Annotated in this window: 19 protein-coding genes; 16 read left to right on the top strand and 3 right to left on the bottom strand. The window is 42.9% G+C overall.

Translation table 11 applies throughout. The annotated features are described in order from the left end of the window. Positions 1-7: 7 nt before the first annotated feature. Positions 8-1,621 carry an ABC transporter ATP-binding protein gene (locus QZZ55_RS08745; protein WP_293266940.1) on the bottom strand — a complete coding sequence of 538 codons (1,614 nt, stop codon included), beginning with the start codon at positions 1,619-1,621 and terminating at the stop codon, positions 8-10. A 357-nt stretch (positions 1,622-1,978) separates the two neighbouring features. On the opposite strand from QZZ55_RS08745, the gene QZZ55_RS08740 reads away from it, so the two are divergent. Further along, a complete protein-coding gene (locus QZZ55_RS08740; RefSeq protein ID WP_293266939.1) occupies positions 1,979-3,160 on the top strand; it encodes a urate hydroxylase PuuD in 1,182 nt (393 codons plus the stop codon). A 2-nt stretch (positions 3,161-3,162) separates the two neighbouring features. On the opposite strand, the gene mtgA is transcribed toward QZZ55_RS08740, so the two are convergent. After that, on the bottom strand, positions 3,163-3,870 hold the full coding sequence (gene mtgA / locus QZZ55_RS08735; RefSeq protein WP_293266938.1) for a monofunctional biosynthetic peptidoglycan transglycosylase: 708 nt from the start codon (positions 3,868-3,870) through the stop codon (positions 3,163-3,165). A 227-nt stretch (positions 3,871-4,097) separates the two neighbouring features. Here mtgA and QZZ55_RS08730 point away from each other — a divergent pair, with 227 nt between their 5' ends. The 14 genes from QZZ55_RS08730 (at position 4,098) to QZZ55_RS08665 (ending at position 17,830) form a co-directional block, all read left to right on the top strand. After that, positions 4,098-5,699 (top strand): GMC family oxidoreductase N-terminal domain-containing protein, encoded by a 1,602-nt coding sequence (locus QZZ55_RS08730; RefSeq protein ID WP_293266937.1) that lies wholly within the window; start codon positions 4,098-4,100, stop codon positions 5,697-5,699. 707 nt (positions 5,700-6,406) lie between these two features. Beyond that, a complete protein-coding gene (gene mnmG / locus QZZ55_RS08725; RefSeq protein ID WP_293266936.1) occupies positions 6,407-8,302 on the top strand; it encodes a tRNA uridine-5-carboxymethylaminomethyl(34) synthesis enzyme MnmG in 1,896 nt (631 codons plus the stop codon). Beyond that, entirely contained in the window at positions 8,302-8,931 is a 630-nt protein-coding gene (gene rsmG, locus QZZ55_RS08720) for a 16S rRNA (guanine(527)-N(7))-methyltransferase RsmG (RefSeq protein ID WP_293266935.1), read from the top strand. Before mnmG ends, rsmG begins: the two co-directional genes overlap by 1 nt. A 2-nt stretch (positions 8,932-8,933) precedes the next feature. Next, positions 8,934-9,740 carry a ParA family protein gene (locus tag QZZ55_RS08715; protein ID WP_293266934.1) on the top strand — a complete coding sequence of 269 codons (807 nt, stop codon included), beginning with the start codon at positions 8,934-8,936 and terminating at the stop codon, positions 9,738-9,740. A gap of 2 nt (positions 9,741-9,742) precedes the next feature. Further along, the gene (locus QZZ55_RS08710) at positions 9,743-10,627 is read left to right on the top strand and encodes a ParB/RepB/Spo0J family partition protein (protein WP_293266933.1); all 885 of its coding nucleotides are present in this window, start codon (positions 9,743-9,745) and stop codon (positions 10,625-10,627) included. Positions 10,628-10,745: 118 nt separating this feature from the next. Next, entirely contained in the window at positions 10,746-11,207 is a 462-nt protein-coding gene (locus QZZ55_RS08705; protein ID WP_293266932.1) for an ATP synthase subunit I, read from the top strand. A gap of 18 nt (positions 11,208-11,225) precedes the next feature. Continuing rightward, complete coding sequence (atpB, locus tag QZZ55_RS08700) at positions 11,226-12,053, top strand: F0F1 ATP synthase subunit A (RefSeq protein ID WP_293266931.1); 828 nt, start codon at positions 11,226-11,228, stop codon at positions 12,051-12,053. A gap of 87 nt (positions 12,054-12,140) precedes the next feature. After that, on the top strand, positions 12,141-12,374 hold the full coding sequence (atpE, locus tag QZZ55_RS08695) for a F0F1 ATP synthase subunit C (protein WP_028468210.1): 234 nt from the start codon (positions 12,141-12,143) through the stop codon (positions 12,372-12,374). A 71-nt stretch (positions 12,375-12,445) separates the two neighbouring features. Continuing rightward, on the top strand, positions 12,446-12,916 hold the full coding sequence (locus QZZ55_RS08690; RefSeq protein ID WP_293266930.1) for a F0F1 ATP synthase subunit B: 471 nt from the start codon (positions 12,446-12,448) through the stop codon (positions 12,914-12,916). 12 nt (positions 12,917-12,928) lie between these two features. Next, on the top strand, positions 12,929-13,465 hold the full coding sequence (locus tag QZZ55_RS08685; protein WP_293266929.1) for a F0F1 ATP synthase subunit delta: 537 nt from the start codon (positions 12,929-12,931) through the stop codon (positions 13,463-13,465). 15 nt (positions 13,466-13,480) lie between these two features. Then, positions 13,481-15,025 carry a F0F1 ATP synthase subunit alpha gene (atpA, locus tag QZZ55_RS08680; protein ID WP_293266928.1) on the top strand — a complete coding sequence of 515 codons (1,545 nt, stop codon included), beginning with the start codon at positions 13,481-13,483 and terminating at the stop codon, positions 15,023-15,025. A 69-nt stretch (positions 15,026-15,094) separates the two neighbouring features. Next, entirely contained in the window at positions 15,095-15,958 is an 864-nt protein-coding gene (gene atpG, locus QZZ55_RS08675; protein ID WP_293266927.1) for a F0F1 ATP synthase subunit gamma, read from the top strand. A gap of 36 nt (positions 15,959-15,994) precedes the next feature. After that, positions 15,995-17,371, top strand: a complete 1,377-nt coding sequence (gene atpD / locus QZZ55_RS08670; protein WP_293266926.1) for a F0F1 ATP synthase subunit beta — start codon at positions 15,995-15,997, stop codon at positions 17,369-17,371. Between the two features lie 33 nt (positions 17,372-17,404). Next, positions 17,405-17,830, top strand: a complete 426-nt coding sequence (locus QZZ55_RS08665) for a F0F1 ATP synthase subunit epsilon (protein WP_293266925.1) — start codon at positions 17,405-17,407, stop codon at positions 17,828-17,830. Between the two features lie 74 nt (positions 17,831-17,904). On the opposite strand, the gene QZZ55_RS08660 is transcribed toward QZZ55_RS08665, so the two are convergent. Further along, positions 17,905-18,645 (bottom strand): helix-turn-helix domain-containing protein, encoded by a 741-nt coding sequence (locus tag QZZ55_RS08660; RefSeq protein ID WP_293266924.1) that lies wholly within the window; start codon positions 18,643-18,645, stop codon positions 17,905-17,907. A gap of 113 nt (positions 18,646-18,758) precedes the next feature. Between QZZ55_RS08660 and glmU the strand changes: the two genes are divergently transcribed. Continuing rightward, entirely contained in the window at positions 18,759-20,123 is a 1,365-nt protein-coding gene (glmU, locus tag QZZ55_RS08655) for a bifunctional UDP-N-acetylglucosamine diphosphorylase/glucosamine-1-phosphate N-acetyltransferase GlmU (protein ID WP_293266923.1), read from the top strand. Position 20,124: the final 1 nt, after the last annotated feature.

The following is a 20,124-nucleotide window of genomic DNA, read 5'->3' as shown; positions in this document are numbered from 1 at the left end:
CCACTCCTTAATGAGTCTGAACGGCTGTAGCCGTGGCTTGTGCAGAAACTGATTTTTTATCAAACAATTCATCATCACAAACGTCTGTATCAAATATCCCTGCCATCCAACGTCCTACTTCTTCGACTGTTGTCGAAGGGGCAGGCTTAATAGGAGAGAGTGCACCATCGCAAAGTGCACATAAACGATCTGATATTTGAAATAGCTCATCGATATCTTCAGAAACGATCAAAATAGCAGCACCGTTATCTCGTAATTCAATCAACGCCTGATGAATAGCCGTTGCCGCGCCAATATCGACTCCCCACGTCGGGTGAGCTGCTATTAACAACCGCGGATTTTGCATTATCTCACGACCAATAATAAATTTTTGAAGGTTACCACCCGACAAGCTTTTAGCATGGGTGCCACTGTTAGGCGTCTTTACTTTAAACTTTTTAATGATTTTTTTAGCAAAGCTATCAGTACTCTCATGGTCTATCATGCCGTTTTTAATCAAGCCTGTTAGAAAGCCTGTTAAAAGAGCATTATCTTTCAAACTCATATCAGGGACAGCACCGCGTCCCAAGCGCTCTTCAGGTACAAAGGCAAGCCCTTTACCGCGACGCTTTTCTGGGGATAAATTCCCAACGGGGCCACACGGAAAATGAATAGCATCGTGATTTTTGATGATATCTTCACCACTCAACGCTGCCAATAATTCTTCTTGGCCATTACCCGCCACTCCGGCAATACCTACAATTTCACCGGCGTGTACATCCAAATTGATATTTTTCAGATCAACACCAAAAGGATCCTCACTAATACGACTCAAACCGCGAATTTGTAAAAAGATATCCTGCCCCTGAACTTTGTCATACGCCATGCTAATAGGGGTTTCATCGCCAACCATCATCCGCGCCATACTGGATGCATCTTCTTCTGTAGGAAGGCAAGCGCCTGATACATGTCCAGCTCGTAACACAGTGGCACGATGGCATAGAGCCTTAACTTCGTTTAACTTGTGACTAATAAACAAAATACTGCAGCCTTCTTCCGCTAAACGACGTAGCGTAACGAAAAGCGTATCGACCTCTTGCGGGGTTAATACTGATGTAGGTTCATCCAAGATTAACAAACGAATGTCCTGTACTAGACAACGTACTATCTCAACCCGCTGCCTTTCTCCTACAGACAAGGAGTGTACATAGCGATCAGGGTTAAGTGCCATGCCATAGCGTGCTGATACCGTACGAATTTTTTCAGCTAAAACTTTCATGTCCTTAGCTTCATCGCCCAAGGCTAAAGCAATATTTTCGGTAACGGTGAGCGTTTCAAATAAGGAAAAGTGTTGAAATACCATACCTATGCCTAATTTTCTAGCATGTGCAGGATCTTTAATGCGGATCTTGTCACCTTCCCAGGTTATCTCTCCGGCATCAGGCTTGACTAGACCGTAAATAATCTTCATTAAGGTGCTTTTACCTGCACCGTTCTCACCCAGCAAGGCATGTATCTCTCCCACGCCGATATCAATATCAATACTATCGTTCGCTAGGCAACCGGGATATTGCTTGGTAATACCTTGCATAATAAGCCGTTTAGGGCGATCGGGCTGAAAACTGGCTGTAGGAGTATTCATGTGTGTCCTCTTCTCACCGTTGAACGATTTTTGCATCACGTACTGCACAGTACTAACGTAAAATTAGTTTCTCTCAGAAATGCAAAAAACCAGCCAACCGTTCAAAAATAGATTCTTATTTTTAACGCACAGTGGCAGAATTAGTACAAAACCTGACTAATAAGACAAGTTTTAGGATGACTTGAATACAAATATTATTTCAGATGGTCGCTAAATAAGCCTCCCAAGAAATAAAAAATCATTCAAAAACAAACTATTAAATATTCGTTACCTTTGATAAACAGATACTTCTCAATTCTGTAATGCACTAAGTCCACGCATTTTATCATGTTAGTGACGTAATAAGAGGCATGAACTATGGATCCTTACCTAATAGATTGGATCAGCTTAATACTGCGTTTTTTACATGTAGTCACAGCAATAGCTTGGATTGGCGCCTCTTTCTATTTTATTTGGTTAGATAACACGCTACAAAGCCCCCCGCAATGGAAAAAAGACAAAGGAATCTCTGGTGACCTCTGGGCAATACACGGTGGGGGTTTCTACGAAGTAGCCAAATACCGCTTAGCGCCTGAACAAATGCCAGAGACACTACACTGGTTCAAATGGGAAGCATACAGTACCTGGATTACTGGCTTTTTATTACTCAGCTTGATCTATTATGTCGGTGCTGATGCCTACTTAATCGATACAAATAAAGCCAACATATCTCAACTATCGGCTATTGCTATTGGATTGGGTAGTATTCTGGGCGGGGTCGTTATTTATGATTTAGCCTGTAAGTCACCATTAGTTAATTATGGCTTGATATTTGGTTTGGTTATGTTGGTTTTACTTACCCTAATTGCCTTTGGTTTAGGCTTGGTCTTAAGTGATAGAGGTACTTATATTCACGTAGGTGCAATTATTGGTACCTGTATGGCAGCCAACGTACTCGTCGGAATTATGCCTGCACAGCGCACATTGGTAGCCGCTGTAGAAAAAGGCGAAGCGCCTGACCCCAAATACGGAATTAACGCTAAGTTACGTTCAACCCATAATAACTACGCAACCTTACCTGTACTCTTTATTATGTTAAGCAGCCACTACCCTATGACGTACGGCCATGAATACAGCTGGCTAGTTCTAGGGACAATAATGTTAATTGCAGCGTGGGCACGTCATTTCTTTAACTTACGACATAAAGGCATCGTTAGACCCTTTATTCTAGTCACAGCATTTTTAGCGTTTATAGCTCTGGCTTGGACAGTAGCGCCTAAACCAATGAAACTTGATGCTTCAAGTAAGGCTCTTTCTGAAAATGAAGCCATCAGTTTAATTCAGCAACGCTGTCGTAGTTGCCATAGCGCTACTCCCACTGACGAATTATTTACAACAGCACCAGCAGGTGTCATTTACGATACAAAAGATCAAATAATGAACTGGCTTCCGCGCATTCATGCGCGCGCCGTTATCTCAAAAGATATGCCATTTATGAATAAAACAGGTATGACAGACAAAGAAAGAATAGCGCTCGCGGACTGGCTACAAAAACACTAACCTTACTTTTGTTGTAACAGTGGCTGTATGGAATGGGTACCCCCTAACTGATTCATTTGGCGGATAATCCATTTTATTCGCTGTCTGATATAGGCAGAGGGTTGAGCTGCATTATATTTTTTAGGATTGGGTAATACCGCAGCCAAAATGGCCGCTTGTTTTTGCGTTAGATCACGGGATTTTATTCCAAAAAAGTGCTGACTAGCCGCTTCAACACCGTAAACGCCATTACCAAATTCTGCAATATTAAGATAAATTTCGATAATACGCCGCTTTGACCATAAGCCTTCCATCTCCAATGTAAAACCCAACTCTAAAACCTTCCTAATGTAATGTCTTCCGTTCCAAAGGAATAAATTTTTTGCTGTCTGTTGAGAGATCGTACTTGCTCCTCGCAAAGAGCCTTTCTTGCGATAGTCCTTTAAAGCAGTCAGTAATTGTTGCGTATCAATCCCCCAATGCTTAACAAAAGATTGATCTTCACTAGCAATAACAGCTAACGGCATCCACTGCGAAATATCCTCAAGCTCAACCCAAAGATGTCTAACCTTACGTTCTGGGTTCTGCCATTGGTCAATCAACATAAAGGAAGATGTCGGAGGGTTAACAAACTTAATAAAACCGACAATGCCTAAAGATATAAAACATACCGATAGTAATGTTAAAAATGTATATCGCCAGAGTGAGCGTAAAATTGATCTGTTTGCCACTCAACCACCTCCAAATGGCAAAGTATGTACCTCTTTATACAGTAAGGGCTGAAGCAACATAGAATGTAAGAACTCAGCTAATCACTCACTAAGCACTCACTAAGCACTACCGTTGTTAGTCGATTAATTGAGCGTATGAAAAAGGCTCATAACTTGCTAAAAAGGGAATATAACAAATAAAAACAACAACTCTTAGCCAAGCAGGCGAAAGAGTATCAGGAGAAGTTATGCACCCGTGTGAATTTCAGGCTGATTATATCATTATTGGAGCAGGTTCAGCAGGCTGCGTATTAGCTAATAGGCTCTCAGCTGATCCAAAAAATAAAGTTCTGCTATTAGAAGCCGGAACAAAAGACACTTACCCCTGGATTCATATTCCTATCGGTTACATCTACACGATGAACAATCCTAAAACTGATTGGTGTTTTAAAACACAGGCAGATGCCGGTCTGAACGGGCGAGCCCTGAACTACCCTCGCGGCAAAGTGTTAGGAGGATCATCTTCCATTAATGGCATGATCTATATGCGTGGTCAAAAACAAGATTATGACCATTGGGCCGCTTTAGGTAATGAGGGATGGGGTTGGGATGATCTTCTGCCATATTTCAAAAAGTCTGAAGACCATTTCTTAGGTGAATCAAACATCCATGGAGCCAACGGAGAATGGCGCGTAGAGGAACAACGTCTCTCATGGAAAATACTCGATAGCTTCAGACAAGCGGCAGCAGAAACAGGTATACCATCAATAGATGATTTTAATACGGGAGATAACGAAGGCTTTAGCTATTTCCAAGTAAACCAGAAAAAAGGCAAGCGCTGGTCATCCGCAAGTGGGTTTTTACATCCAATAGCACATAGGCCCAACCTAACAATTATCACCTGCGCTCACGTTGACCGCTTACATATTGAAAATAAAAAAGCCTTAGGCGTGGCGTTCGATATTCAAGGCGTTCCTACCTACGCTCGAGCGAATAAAGAAGTCATATTATCGGCCGGTGCAGTTGTCTCTCCTATTATTTTACAGCGCTCAGGCATCGGCAACCCACGCCTCTTAAAACAGCACAATATAGACCTTGTCCATAAACTTCCAGGTGTCGGAGAAAACCTACAAGATCACCTACAAGTTAGGGCAGTGTTTAAAGTCAAAAATGCTGACACCCTCAATGAGCAGGCGAATAGCTGGCTTGGCAAGGCTAAAATGGCTTTTGATTATGCTTTTTTCAGACGAGGCCCTTTATCCATGGCTCCCAGTCAGTTAGGAGGCTTTGCGAAAAGCGATAAGAAGTACGATACAGCTAATCTCGAATACCATATTCAGCCACTGAGTTGCGAAAAGTTGGGTGACCCACTTCATAAGTTCCCAGCTATTACCGTTTCTGTTTGCAACCTCAGGCCCAAAAGCCGGGGCCATATTCGATTAAGCTCTGCAAACCCCTATTCAGCCCCTATCATCACCCCTAACTACCTAAGCCATGAAGAAGACAAACAAGTGGCTGCTGATGCACTTAAACTCAGTAGAAATATCTGCAAAGCAGATGCCTTTAAACAATACCAACCAGAAGAGTTTAAGCCAGGTATTGAGATTCATACTGATGAAGAGCTCATTAAAGCAGCGGGCGATATTGCCACCACTATTTTTCATCCTGTCGGTACTTGTCAGATGGGCAACAGCCCAATGTCAGTTGTCGACTCTCAATTAAAAGTCCACGGAATTGATCAACTGCGAGTCGTCGACGCATCGATTATGCCCACGATAACCTCCGGAAATACCAATTCACCCACAATTATGATTGCAGAAAAGGCTGCAGAGATGATTTTAAGCAAATAATTGAAATTATTTTCTACTTTTTTTGTTCCGATCAGCCTTTCTATAGGCTGATCTTTTCTCTAAAACAGTGAATTACTCACATTTCCTTACACAAAAGTTATCTACATGTATAATTATATACAGATATAACACATTGATTAAAAAAGAATAATTACAATTACCAAAGACTTATCCACTGTTGATAAAATAACAAGAGCTTCTTTTCTATTTCCAGATGGATTATCCCCAAGTAAAGTTATTAACACTTTACACAGGTTTATCCACAGCAAGGTTTTAGGTTATTCATTAGTTAAACACTTTTATTCTTGTTGTTAGTAACGTCTGTGTAAAACAGGGGATATCTAGGTGATCAAGTTGGGGGTAGTTTTACCTGTGCATAACTTGCCCTTTTATGCACACCTTATGTACTTGTACAGCAGAGGTATCTGACAGTTTCAAGACCCTGTTTCAACCCGTCTATCTCTTTGTTTTTGCTGATAAATATAGGCTTAAGAACAGATAAGTAGCTCCTTAATAATAACAACAACAATAATCTTATATATATATTCATATACCTTTAATATTTATTTAGAAGAAAACAAATAAAGAATAAAGTTGATCAATTTTTAGACATTCCTTCGATCAATTAAGACTGTATAATGCTCGTCCTATCAAATCTGTTTCGTTGTAAATAGATAAGTAACCTGCTTTATATCGAGGTAAAAGCATTGGACTATCCTGATCAATTTGATGTCATTATTATTGGCGGAGGACATGCGGGAACAGAAGCTGCATTAGCTTCTGCTCGTAAAGGCGCTAAAACACTATTGCTAACACATAACATCGAAACGCTTGGTCAGATGTCATGTAATCCAGCAATTGGTGGTATTGGGAAAAGCCATCTTGTAAAAGAAATTGATGCTCTGGATGGAGCAATGGCTCGTGCAACTGACAAAGGAGGTATTCAATTTCGAGTTTTGAATTCTCGTAAAGGGCCTGCGGTACGTGCTACACGAGCTCAAGCAGATAGAGTTCTTTACAAAGCTGCCATACGTAACATTCTTGAAAATCAACCTAATCTACAAATATTCCAACAATCAGCAGATGATTTAATTGTTGAGCAAGACGAAGTTAAAGGCGTCGTCACTCAAACAGGCATTCGTTTTAATGCGAAATCAGTAGTGCTAACAGCAGGAACTTTTTTAGGCGGATTAATCCATATAGGAATGGAGAATTTCTCAGGAGGTAGAGCAGGCGATCCTCCATCAATCGCGTTAGCTAAGCGCTTACGAGAACTTCCATTTCGTGTCGAACGCTTAAAAACGGGTACGCCACCGCGCATAGACGCTCGTAGCGTAGATTTCTCAGTTATGCAGGCCCAACCAGGTGATACACCAAGGCCGGTAATGTCGTTTATGGGTTCTCAAGCAGACCATCCTGAACAGATCAGTTGTTTTATTACACATACTAATGAACATACTCATGATATTCTTCGCGCCGCATTAGATAGATCTCCTTTATATACTGGCGTTATTGAAGGTGCTGGACCACGCTACTGCCCTTCAATTGAAGATAAAATCATGCGTTTTGCTGATAAGAATCAACACCAGATTTTTGTTGAACCTGAAGGGCTAACGACTCACGAACTATATCCGAATGGAATATCAACCAGCTTACCATTTGATGTCCAGTTAGCCGCTGTTCGTTCTATTCGTGGTTTTGAAAACGCTCATATACTCAGGCCTGGTTATGCAATTGAGTATGACTTCTTCAATCCACAGGATTTGAAACACACATTAGAGACGAAATTTATTCAGGGGCTTTATTTTGCCGGTCAGATTAATGGTACGACAGGTTATGAAGAAGCTGCGGCTCAAGGTTTACTTGCAGGGCTAAATGCTGCGGCAAGTGCTTTAGATCAAGATCAATGGTATCCACGTCGAGATGAGGCATATATTGGAGTGCTAGTGGATGACCTCATCACAATGGGAACATCCGAACCTTATCGGATGTTTACTAGTCGTGCGGAATACCGACTCATCTTAAGAGAAGATAATGCTGATCTTCGCTTAACGGAAAAAGGCCGCGAGCTTGGTTTAGTCGGTGATGAGCGCTGGGCTGCTTTTTGTAAGAAACGTGAAGCTATTGATATAGAAAAGCAACGCTTAAGCAGCACATGGATACAGCCGGGCACTGAAGCGGCGGAGAAAATTAAAGATAAACTCTCTTCTGTAATGCAACGTGAATACAATTTAGCAGATCTCATTCGCCGTCCCGAACTGAAATATGCGGATGTTGCTGAATTAAAAGGGCAGGCAGTGACTGATCCGTTGGTTGCGGAGCAAGTGGAAATACAGTTTAAATACGAGGGTTATATCAACCGTCAAATTGAAGATATAGAGCGTGTTAAATTACAAGAAAATACCCCTCTACCTGATAATTTTGATTATGAGGTGGTGGGTGGTCTTTCAAATGAGTTAAAAAGCAAGCTACAAGAGCAGCGACCTGTCAGTATTGCGCACGCATCTCGGATTCAAGGGATGACGCCTGCGGCAATTTCGTTACTGTTGGTTAATATTAAAAAGCAACAGATGATTAAGAAGCAACAAAAGGCCACGGGTTAATGGATTTGACAGAATTACGTGCTTCATTGGTACGACAATCGCAAGAAATGAAGCTTTCGTTATCGGATGAACAAGTAGATAAGCTAATGGCTTATTTACAGTTATTAGAGAAGTGGAATAAAGCTTATAATCTCACTGCCGTAAAAGACCCCGCTGAAATGGTTACTCGACACTTACTCGATAGTTTAAGTTTGTTGCCATTTGTAAAAGGGCCTCGAATTATCGATGTGGGAAGTGGACCTGGATTACCAGGAATTCCACTGGCTATTTGTTGCCCAGATTTAGATGTGACTACACTAGATAGTAATGGTAAAAAAACACGGTTCCAAAATCAGGTTAAAGTTGAACTGGGTTTGAGTAACCTAACCGTTATTAATGGCCGTGCAGAGCAATGCGATGATGAACCCTACAATGAGGTAGTATCGCGCGCCTTTGCTTCTATAGCGGATATGATCAAATGGACACATCAATTGTGCCGCCAAGATGGAGTGTTTCTTGCCATGAAAGGCTTGTACCCTACTGAAGAGTTAACTCAGCTGCCTGCCGATATTGAGTTAAAAGCCAGTCATTCATTGAATGTATCAGGTACACATGGCGCACGACACTTAATGGTGCTTGGGAGAGGGTAACTGTGGCTAAGATCCTGACAATAACTAATCAGAAGGGCGGTGTGGGGAAGACGACAACATGCGTTAATCTTTCTGCGTCCCTTGCTGCAACTAAAAAACGTGTGTTGATGGTTGACCTTGACCCTCAAGGCAACGCTACTATGGGTAGTGGCGTTGATAAGCATGATTTGCAGCACTCTGCCTATGAGTTGCTGACAGGAAAGTCTACAGCTGCCGATGCCATTATTAAAAACCCGAAGGTGGGTTACGATGTTATTGGTTCAAACGGGGATCTAACCGCTGCTGAAGTTGAATTATTACAATTGCCCAGAAGAGAGTTTCGTTTAAAAACAGCACTAGCGCCTATCATAGAAAATTATGATTTTGTGCTAATCGATAATCCGCCATCTCTAAACTTACTGACAGTTAATGCTCTTGCTGCATCGTCAGGCGTCATCATACCCATGCAATGTGAATACTATGCCCTTGAAGGTATCAGTTCGCTAATTGGCACTATTGATAAAATAAACCAGCGTCTAAACCCTAATTTAAGAATTGAAGGGATTTTGCGTACTATGTTTGATCCAAGAATGAGTCTGACCAAAGATGTTTCTAATCATTTAGTAGATTATTTTGGTGATAAGGTTTATCGCACAGTCATTCCACGTAATGTTCGGTTGGCTGAAGCGCCATCTCATGGTTTACCGGTTTTGTTCTACGATAAAAATTCGCGTGGATCGGTAGCTTACCTTGCTTTAGCAGGGGAGTTGATAAGAAAAACAAAGCAAGAATTGAAAAATTCTCTGAAAGCCGATCAACAGGAAGCATAGTAATGGTTAAAAAAAGAGGTTTAGGTCGCGGATTGGATGCGTTATTAGCGGGTATTAATACCGAAGATGAAGCATCTATAGAACAAACAGTAAATGCTCCGCATAGTGGCTATGAGCTCATGTCTGTTCACAAAATTCAGCGTGGCCGTTATCAACCTCGCCGTGACTTGGAGCCTTCTGCATTAGAAGACTTGGCTAGTTCTATTCGCGTACAGGGTGTGATGCAACCAATAATCATTCGTTTGGTTGAAGATGACTTTTATGAAATTATAGCTGGTGAACGCCGTTGGAGAGCTTCACAAATGGCAGGGCTGGATGAGATACCTGTTATTGTAAAAAATGTGCCTGACGAAGCTGCTATTGCAATGGCGCTGATAGAAAATATCCAGCGTGAAGATTTAAACCCAATGGAAGAAGCGATAGCACTGCAACGCTTACAAGATGAATTTGAACTAACACAGCAAGAAGTTGCTGATGCGGTTGGAAAGTCGCGCTCGAGCGTAGCCAATTTACTACGCTTGATGAAGTTGACTGATGATGTCCGAAAAATGTTGGAATATGGCGACATAGAGATGGGGCATGCGCGAGCTCTGCTTGGCTTAGACCTAGAGCAACAGATATTAGCCGCTCAAGAAGTTGTAGGCAAAGCGCTTTCAGTTAGGCAAACAGAAGAGCTTGTTAGAAAGTGGCAAGCTGGTGATATTGTTAAGCCTATACGGGAAGTAAAAAAACCAGATCCTCAGCTTGAGCAGATATCAAGTGATTTATCACGTCGCTTTGCGGCAAAAGTATCGATAAATCAAAGCAACAAAGGTAAAGGAAAAATCACGATTGCATACGACTCGCCTGATGCATTAAAAAATATTCTTAAAAATTTTGCAGAGTAAAAACGCTACAAGGTTGATGTTTTAAGGACTTAAGTATGATCTGCGATAAGACATTAGTGCAAAACCCTTACTATCAGGTTGAGTCTCTCGGGCTAACCCCATATAATCGGCACGCTGATTGGAAACAGATTTCCAAAATAGTGCAAAAGGGACTCATCGTGAGTGGAACTTGGATATGAACCTGAAGCCAGGAAAGCATACTCAGGCAACACGACACAGAGTTATCAGGATATTTCTGATACAAGCTCTTTTGATAGCAGTAATGGCCGTCATTACATTGATTTATGGAGTGACACAAGCCTACTCAGTACTACTGGGAGGGCTGCTTTATTTGCTACCCAATGCCTATTTTGCAAAACGTATCCTGTTCGGTGGTCAGAAAAGCTCGCCAAATCGGGCTCTGGCAGAAATGTATATCGGTCAAATATGGAAAATGGCGATATCGATAGTAGGTTTTTCAGCTGTCTTTATCATGGTTCGTCCTTTGAGCCCATTTTCCTTATTTTTCGCTTTCATATTGCTACAGGTATCCGGTTGGTACCTGCAGATGAAGGCAAATCACCGATTCCTAAAACTTTAAGAAACGAGAGAACTGAGTATGGCTAGCGGAAGTGGAACTCAAACATCCTCAGAATATATATCCCACCATTTGACCAACTTGACGTTTGGCAGCCATCCAGAAAATGGATGGGGCTTTGCTCACGGTGCGGCTGAAGCGGCTGAGATGGGATTCTGGGCGATTAATGTTGATACTATGTTGTGGTCTATCGGTCTGGGTGTGTTATTTTGCTGGCTGTTTAGCAAAGTTGCTAAAACCGTTACGGCAGGTGTTCCAGGTAATACACAAAACTTTGTAGAAACACTTATTGAATTTGTTGAAGAGAACGTCAATAGCATTTTTCATCATAAAAATGCGCTTATTGCACCTTTGGCATTGACCATATTTGTCTGGATTTTCCTGATGAATACAATGGACCTCGTTCCTGTTGATTGGATCCCGTATATTGCTAGTCAAATGGGTATCGGTTACATGAAAGTGGTTCCTACTACAGACATCAATGCAACTATGGGTATGGCATTGAGTGTGTTTGGTTTGATTCTTTATTACAGCATCAAAATGAAAGGTCTTGGTGGTTTCTTAGGCGAATTGGCTTTCCAGCCACTAGGTAAATGGATGCTTCCGTTTAACCTATTTTTGGAAATCGTTGGCTTACTCGCAAAACCAATATCATTGGCATTGCGACTGTTCGGTAACATGTATGCAGGTGAGATGATCTTTATCTTGATCGCTTTACTGCCGTTCTGGATACAGTGGGTTCTTTCTGTACCGTGGGCGATTTTCCACATTCTAGTTATTACATTGCAGGCATTCATCTTCATGGTATTGACAATAGTCTATATGGCCATGGCGCATGAAGAGCATTAAATTGTAGTCGCTGAATAAAAAGATTTTGTTTTAAAATTTTAACCTTAACTTTAACTTTAACTTAGCAAATTAATCGGAGAAAAACTGATGGAAATGGCTTTGCTATATATCGCTGGTGCACTGATGTTGGGTCTTGGGTCCGTAGGTGCTGCAGTTGGTATCGGTATTCTTGGTGGTAAATTCCTTGAAGGTGCTGCTCGTCAGCCTGAACTGATTCCACTTTTACGTACACAGTTCTTTATCGTAATGGGTCTTGTTGACGCCGTTCCGATGATCGGTGTAGGTCTGGGTCTATACGTACTGTTCGCTGTTGCTGGCTAATAAGTAGAGATGCAAACCATTCCCAGTAATATGGGTAACTACTTTTTAGAACAACCGCGAGAGGTAATGGCGTGAATATCAATCTAACCATCATTGGTCAGGCCATCGCATTCGCTATCTTTGTTATGTTCTGCATGAAGTATGTATGGCCACCAATTACAGGTGCCCTAGCAGAACGTAAGAAAAAGATTGCTGAAGGTCTGGACGCTGCTGAACGCGCTCAGCGCGATTTGCAATTGGCACAAGAAAAAGCTGTTGCGAATATGCGTGAAAGCAAAGAGCAAGCAGCCGCCATCATCGAACAGGCTAATAAGCGGGCTAGTCAACTAGTCGATGAAGCTAAAGAGCAAGCTCGTGTTGAAGCAGAACGCATCAAACACGCTGCTCAGGCAGAAATCGAACAGGATGTTAACCGTGCGAAAGAAACGCTTCGCTCACAGGTTGCTGCATTAGCAGTTGCCGGAGCTGAAAAGATTCTTGAGAAGTCGGTCGACAAAGCAGCCCACGCTCAGCTGGTTGATAAACTAGCAGCGGAGCTTTAAGCGAGGTTTACGATGGCTGAACTCAATACAGTCGCTCGTCCTTACACAAAAGCTGCATTTGAATTCGCTCAAGAAAAGGGCAATTTAGAGCAGTGGTCAACAATGCTAACAACAGCTGCTGTAGTAGCTAATGATAGCGTGATGGCTAATGTGTTGGGCAATCCTGCGCTAACGAGTGAGCAAAAAGCAGGCGCTATGGTATCGGTATGTAAAGACCACCTGGATGAAGCAGGTGAGAATTTCATACGGTTACTAGCTGGAAATCAGCGCCTTGGTTTGCTCCAAGAAGTTAATGCGCAGTTCGAGCAGCTCAAAGCAAATTTGCTGAAGTCAGTCGATATCGATTTGACAACTGCTTATGAACTGGATGAGCAACAGCAACAGAAATTAACTCAGGCACTCAGCGCTAAGCTGGGTCGGGACGTAACACTAACATCAACCGTAGATAAAACTATCTTGGGTGGTGTTGTAGTACGGACACAAGACCTGGTAATCGACGGCTCAGTTCGCGCCCGTTTGGCGAAACTAGCTGAAGCACTTAATTCCTGAGTATGAGGAATAACCATGCAGCAACTGAATCCATCTGAGATCAGCGAGATTCTCAAGAAGCGCATCGAAAAGCTGGATGTGTCTTCTGAAGCCCGAAATGAGGGCACTATCGTCAGCGTATCCGATGGTATCATTTTGATCCACGGCCTAGCTGACGTAATGTACGGGGAAATGATCGAATTCCCTGGCGGCGTTTACGGTATGGCGCTCAACCTTGAGCGTGACTCTGTCGGTGCAGTAGTATTAGGAGATTACCAAGGACTAGTCGAGGGCATGACTGCTCGTTGTACTGGCCGTATCCTTGAAGTACCGGTCGGACCGGAACTACGAGGTCGCGTTGTTGACGCGCTTGGTAACCCAATCGACGGAAAAGGCCCTATTGAGGCTAAATTGTCTGACGCTGTTGAAAAAGTAGCGCCAGGTGTAATTGATCGTCAATCAGTTGACCAACCTGTACAAACAGGTTTAAAAGCAATTGATGCGATGGTACCTGTAGGCCGTGGTCAGCGTGAGTTGATTATCGGTGACCGTCAAATCGGTAAAACAGCTATCGCGATTGATGCGATCATCAACCAGAAAGGTACTGGTGTAACGTGTATCTACGTTGCCATTGGTCAGAAGCAATCTACTATCTCTAACGTAGTGCGCAAGCTGGAAGAGCACGGTGCAATGGATCATACCATTGTCGTGGCTGCCGGTGCTGCTGACCCTGCATCTATGCAGTTTCTAGCTCCTTATGCTGGTTGCTCTATGGGTGAATATTTCCGTGACCGCGGCGAAGATGCTTTGATTGTATACGATGACCTGACTAAACAGGCATGGGCATACCGTCAGATATCCCTGTTGTTACGCCGTCCACCTGGTCGTGAAGCTTATCCTGGTGATGTTTTCTATTTGCATTCTCGTCTACTTGAGCGTGCTGCTCGTGTAAACGCTGATTACGTAGAAAAATTCACGAATGGTGAAGTGAAAGGTCAGACTGGATCTTTGACAGCTCTACCGGTAATCGAAACTCAGGGCGGTGACGTTTCTGCTTTCGTACCAACCAACGTTATTTCCATTACTGATGGTCAGATCTTCTTGGAAAGTAGCCTGTTTAACGCAGGTGTACGTCCAGCGATCAACGCTGGTTTGTCTGTATCCCGTGTAGGTGGTGCAGCACAGACTAAGATCATCAAGAAGTTGGGTGGTGGTGTACGTTTGGCACTTGCTCAGTATCGTGAATTGGCTGCGTTCGCGCAGTTCGCATCAGATCTTGACGATGCAACACGTGCACAATTGGAGCATGGTCAGGCTGTTACTGAGCTAATGAAGCAGAAACAGTACTCACCAATGTCTGTTGCAGAAATGGGTCTTAGCCTATTTGCAGCAAACGAAGGTTTCCTGAAAGACGTTGAAATTAACAAAATCGGTAGTTTTGAAGCTGCTCTGATCTCATTCTTTAACAGCGAAAATGCTGACTTGATGAATGATATCAACAAGAGCGGTGGCTTCAGCGATGAAATCGCTGCACAGTTCAAAGCAGGTATTGATAAGTTCAAGTCAACTCAGACTTGGTAAGCACTCATTGAGTGGTGGCCTGCAGATTTATGCAGGCCTTTACTAAGTTAAGGTTTTATAGGCGGAACTATGGCAGTCGGAAAAGAGATTAAGACGCAAATAGCGAGTATCGGTAGCACGCGCAAGATTACCAGCGCCATGGAAATGGTTGCTGCGTCAAAAATGCGCAAAGCTCAAGATCGCATGCATTCTTCCCGCCCGTACGCTCGCAGTATCCGTGGTGTTATTCAGCATTTGTCTAAATCAAATCCTGAATACAAGCATCTTTACATGCAAGAACGCGAAGTTAAACGTGTTGGTTATATTGTTGTAGCAACTGACCGTGGACTTTGTGGTGGCCTTAACGTTAACGCGTTCAAGAAAGCCATGTTAAGCATGAAAGAGTTCAATGACAAAGGCGTTGAAATTGACGTTTGTGCGTTGGGATCTAAAGCAGTCTCATTTTTTAAGACCTACGGCGGTAATGTAGTAGCAGCAAAAACCCATTTGGGTGATCAACCAGAAGTAACGGATCTGATCGGTGCTGTGAAGGTTATGCTGGACTCTTATTCTGAGGGCAAGCTGGATCGTCTGTACGTTGTGGCTAACACGTTTGTTAACACAATGACGCAGAACCCGCAGGTTGAACAAGTGCTTCCACTGAAAGCAGAAGACGATGAGGCGCTGCTGAATCATCACTGGGACTATATTTATGAACCTGATGCTAAAGAACTGCTGAATGGCCTTCTTATGCGTTATGTTGAGTCCGAAGTGTATCAGGCAGTAGTTGAGAATAACGCCTGTGAACAGGCGGCGCGAATGCTGGCAATGAAAAGTGCAACTGACAACGCCGGCGATTTGATTGACGAACTTCAAATGATTTATAACAAGGCTCGTCAAGCGGCAATTACTCAGGAAATTTCTGAAATTGTTAGTGGTGCTGCGGCTGTTTAATGCGGTGAACGGGTTAAAATTTAAGAGGATCCGAACATGAGTAGCGGACAAATTGTTCAGATTATAGGCGCGGTAGTCGATGTGGAATTTCCACGTGATGCTGTCCCTAAAATTTACGACGCGCTGACCGTTTCAAAGAATGGTCTGACACTTGAAGTTCAGCAACAGCTGGGTGACGGTGTAGTACGTGCGATCGCGATGGGTCAGACTGAAGGTACTAGTCGTGGCTTAGATGTAGAGAATACTGGTGCTCCAGTTTCTGTTCCTGTAGGAACAGCAACATTGGGACGCATCATGGATGTACTAGGTAATCCAATTGATGATTGTGGACCTATCGGTGAAGAAGAGCGTATGCCTATTCACCGTAAGGCACCTACTTATGCTGACCAAGCGGCTTCTAATGAGCTGCTAGAAACAGGCATTAAGGTTATCGATTTGGTATGCCCATTCGCCAAAGGTGGTAAAGTTGGTCTGTTCGGTGGTGCCGGTGTAGGTAAAACCGTAAACATGATGGAGCTTATCCGTAACATCGCTATTGAGCACTCAGGTTTCTCAGTATTTGCAGGTGTTGGTGAGCGAACTCGTGAAGGGAACGACTTTTACTACGAGATGAAAGAGTCCAATGTATTGGACAAAGTATCTCTGGTTTATGGTCAGATGAATGAGCCTCCAGGAAACCGTCTGCGTGTAGCGCTGACTGGGCTTACTATGGCTGAGAAATTCCGTGATGAAGGTCGTGACGTACTGTTGTTTGTTGACAACATTTACCGTTACACACTAGCAGGAACTGAAGTATCAGCTCTGCTAGGTCGTATGCCTTCAGCGGTAGGTTACCAGCCTACGCTGGCAGAAGAGATGGGTGTTCTTCAGGAACGTATTACATCAACTCATACGGGTTCTATCACGTCTATCCAGGCGGTATATGTACCAGCGGATGATTTGACGGATCCATCTCCTGCAACTACCTTCTCACATCTTGATGCGACAGTTGTATTGTCTCGTCAGATTGCAGAGCTAGGTATTTATCCAGCAATCGATCCATTGGATTCTTCTTCTCGTCAGCTAGATCCTTTGGTAATCGGTCAGGAGCATTATGACATTGCTCGTAATGTGCAGGGTGTTCTTCAGCGCTATAAAGAGCTGAAAGACATTATTGCTATCCTAGGTATGGATGAGTTGTCTGAAGAAGATAAGCAGGTTGTAACACGTGCTCGTAAGATTCAGCGTTTCTTGTCTCAGCCGTTCTTTGTTGCAGAAGTATTCACTGGTTCTCCAGGTAAGTACGTATCTTTGAAAGACACTATTCGTGGCTTTAAAGGAATTTTGGAAGGTGAATATGATTCACTACCAGAGCAAGCGTTCTACATGGTTGGTGGCATTGAAGAAGCTGTTGAGAAAGCCAAAAGCATGTAATTGCTTTTGGTAAACCTTTAGAAGGAAAACAACATGGCTATGACTGTTCATTGCGATATCGTAAGTGCTGAAGAAGAGATCTTCTCTGGTCTAATCGAATTCGTATCAGTAACAGGTAGCCTGGGTGATCTGGGTATCTACCCAGGTCACGCTCCGCTTCTGACGGAACTGAAACCAGGCCCTGTCGAAATGCGTAAGCAGGGCGGCGAACAGGATATCTTCTACGTATCTGGCGGCTTCCTAGAAGTTCAGCCTAACAAGATTATCGTTTTGGCAGATACTGCAATGCATGCAGGTGATCTGGACGAGGCGGCAGCTCTTGAAGCGCAGAAGCATGCTGAACAAGCGATGGGTGATAAGCAAAGCGAATTCGAATATGGTCGCGCTGCTACTCAACTGGCTGAAGCTGCGGCTCAACTCCGCACACTACAGCAAATTCGCAAAAAGCTCGGTAAATAAGACTGACGTCGTTGAGTTACAATCGAATAAAAAGGCAGCCTAGGCTGCCTTTTTTGTATCTGTACTTCTAATTATTACAACACAGCCCATAATGTATCAAATATTATCTTCTGAGCGGCAGACACCTCTTTTGAGTCAATAAGCACTGCCGTTGGATAATTATTGGATGCTAAAGAAATAATTGCACACTTGGGTGGATAAATTGCAATATAAGCGGCATCTACATGACCCTCTGTTTTAATCCATTTTCTCTCTGAAAGTTCAGCATCTTCGCCGCCATCACCAATAGCAATAACTCGAACCCCAATCTGCTTTTGAATCCGTTGAGCAGTGTAATTTGGGAAGGGTCTATAGAGATGAGACCGTATTGGCTTTGATGAGAAAACAGAATAATGCCGTTCATTACTTTTAGAAACACTGCTTAAAATATCTCTCAGAACAAACTCAATCCCATCATCACCTTCATAGAACTGAACATTAGCAGCTGAAAAGTCTGGTTTTAGATGGTTTAGCTCTGGAATGATCGATGTTTTTAGTTGCTGAATGGTATTTTCTATCTCATGTTGTCTTTGTTCAGCTAGCTGTAAGAGTACTTCAGGGTTGCGAGGAGAGAATAGGCGACGTTTTCCTTTTGGTAAATAACTGACAATACCTTTCTGAAGAAGGCCTTTTAGGCAATCATATGTTGTGCCACGATTAATACCCGCTTTATCAGCAATACTCCTAATAGGACTGGGTCCTAGAGATAATAAGGCTCTGTATATTGTTATTTCTCGCTGATCAAAGCCGAGTCTTTCTAGAATTGAATGCTGCATTTGTCAAAATTTTCCAGACAAAAAGTATTGTATATATTTAACTATAATATAGATTAGCGCACAGTAAATAAATTATGCCAATAACACATCATAAGATGCTATAGGATCGGGTAATGACAACGGATATTGTAATCCTTGCAGCGGGCCAGGGAAGCCGCATGAAATCTTCTCTGCCAAAAGTGCTACATGCCGTCGCTGGAAAGCCGATGGTCAAGCATGTATTGGATCAGGCTCGCAACATTGAACAAGCCAAGCTTCATGTAGTGATCGGGCACGGTGCAGAATTATTAGAAACCGCTCTTGATGGTGAGCAACTAACGTTCTCTCTACAAAAGGAGCAGTTGGGAACAGGGCATGCAGTTGCACAAGCATTGCCTAATGTTGATCCTGAAGGCATTACTCTGATTCTTTATGGTGATGTTCCGCTAACACGCTCTGAAACGATGCAGCAGTTGGTTAATAGTGCGACTAAAGGACATTTGGGCTTATTGACGGTACATTTACAAAATCCAGCGGGTTATGGTCGGATCATACGTAATGATGCTAATAAAGTTATTGCCATTGTTGAGCAGAAAGATGCATCTCAAGAGCAGCTTAAAGTAACGGAAGTTAATACTGGCATCATGGCTGTTCCAACTAAGCTATTGCTTGAATGGTTACCAAAGCTTTCTTCTAATAATGCTCAGGGCGAATATTATCTGACCGATATTATTGCTATGGCCTCAGAGCAAGATGTTTCTATAGAAACACAACATCCTGCCTGTGAGCAGGAAGTGCAAGGGGTTAACAATCGCGTTCAATTGGCTGAACTAGAGCGTTGGCACCAACTACAACAAGCTGAAACGCTCATGTTGAATGGGGCAACGCTAGCTGATCCATCACGTGTTGATGTGAGAGGGAATGTATCGGTTGCTGGTGATGTCATTATTGATGTCAACGTGGTCTTTGAAGGTGATGTAGTGTTGGGCCACGGCGTCTTGATTGAACCTAATTGCATCATTAAAAATGCAACGATTGGCGATAATACGCATATCCGTGCTAATAGTGTTATTGAAGACTCTACTATTGCGGCTAATTGCGACGTAGGACCTTTTGCTCGAATTCGTCCGGGCACACAGCTTGCTGCGGGTGCTAAAGTGGGGAATTTTGTAGAGATTAAAAAAGCGATAGTCGGCGAAGGATCTAAAATTAATCATCTTAGTTATGTGGGTGATGCGGTTATCGGTAAAAACACTAATATTGGCGCAGGCACAATCACCTGTAACTATGATGGTGTGAATAAATCGTTGACTGAAATTGGTGACCAAGTATTTATAGGCTCAAATACTGCCTTAGTTGCGCCCATTAAAGTTGGATCGGGGGCGACAGTAGGTGCGGGTTCTATCATTACTAAAGAAGTGACAGAAAACCAGCTTGCGGTAGCACGTGGCAAACAAACTAATTTGTCTAACTGGCAACGCCCAGTAAAGAAAGGCTAAG

It is taken from the genome of Neptunomonas sp. (assembly GCF_016744175.1).
In the GTDB taxonomy this organism is placed as follows: Bacteria; Pseudomonadota; Gammaproteobacteria; order Pseudomonadales; family Balneatricaceae; genus Neptunomonas.
Note: the sequence above shows the minus strand (reverse complement) of the source record. Positions and strands in the feature narration are given on the sequence as shown.

What these genes read in the sequence shown, in the direction of transcription:
- QZZ55_RS08745 (WP_293266940.1), bottom strand. Translation starts at nt 1,621, where the DNA reads ATGAATACTCCTACAGCCAGTTTTCAGCCCGATCGCCCTAAACGGCTT.
- QZZ55_RS08740 (WP_293266939.1), top strand. Translation starts at nt 1,979, where the DNA reads ATGGATCCTTACCTAATAGATTGGATCAGCTTAATACTGCGTTTTTTA.
- QZZ55_RS08730 (WP_293266937.1), top strand. Translation starts at nt 4,098, where the DNA reads ATGCACCCGTGTGAATTTCAGGCTGATTATATCATTATTGGAGCAGGT.
- rsmG (WP_293266935.1), top strand. Translation starts at nt 8,302, where the DNA reads ATGGATTTGACAGAATTACGTGCTTCATTGGTACGACAATCGCAAGAA.
- QZZ55_RS08710 (WP_293266933.1), top strand. Translation starts at nt 9,743, where the DNA reads ATGGTTAAAAAAAGAGGTTTAGGTCGCGGATTGGATGCGTTATTAGCG.
- atpB (WP_293266931.1), top strand. Translation starts at nt 11,226, where the DNA reads ATGGCTAGCGGAAGTGGAACTCAAACATCCTCAGAATATATATCCCAC.
- atpE (WP_028468210.1), top strand. Translation starts at nt 12,141, where the DNA reads ATGGAAATGGCTTTGCTATATATCGCTGGTGCACTGATGTTGGGTCTT.
- QZZ55_RS08685 (WP_293266929.1), top strand. Translation starts at nt 12,929, where the DNA reads ATGGCTGAACTCAATACAGTCGCTCGTCCTTACACAAAAGCTGCATTT.
- atpA (WP_293266928.1), top strand. Translation starts at nt 13,481, where the DNA reads ATGCAGCAACTGAATCCATCTGAGATCAGCGAGATTCTCAAGAAGCGC.
- atpG (WP_293266927.1), top strand. Translation starts at nt 15,095, where the DNA reads ATGGCAGTCGGAAAAGAGATTAAGACGCAAATAGCGAGTATCGGTAGC.
- atpD (WP_293266926.1), top strand. Translation starts at nt 15,995, where the DNA reads ATGAGTAGCGGACAAATTGTTCAGATTATAGGCGCGGTAGTCGATGTG.
- QZZ55_RS08665 (WP_293266925.1), top strand. Translation starts at nt 17,405, where the DNA reads ATGGCTATGACTGTTCATTGCGATATCGTAAGTGCTGAAGAAGAGATC.
- QZZ55_RS08660 (WP_293266924.1), bottom strand. Translation starts at nt 18,645, where the DNA reads ATGCAGCATTCAATTCTAGAAAGACTCGGCTTTGATCAGCGAGAAATA.
- glmU (WP_293266923.1), top strand. Translation starts at nt 18,759, where the DNA reads ATGACAACGGATATTGTAATCCTTGCAGCGGGCCAGGGAAGCCGCATG.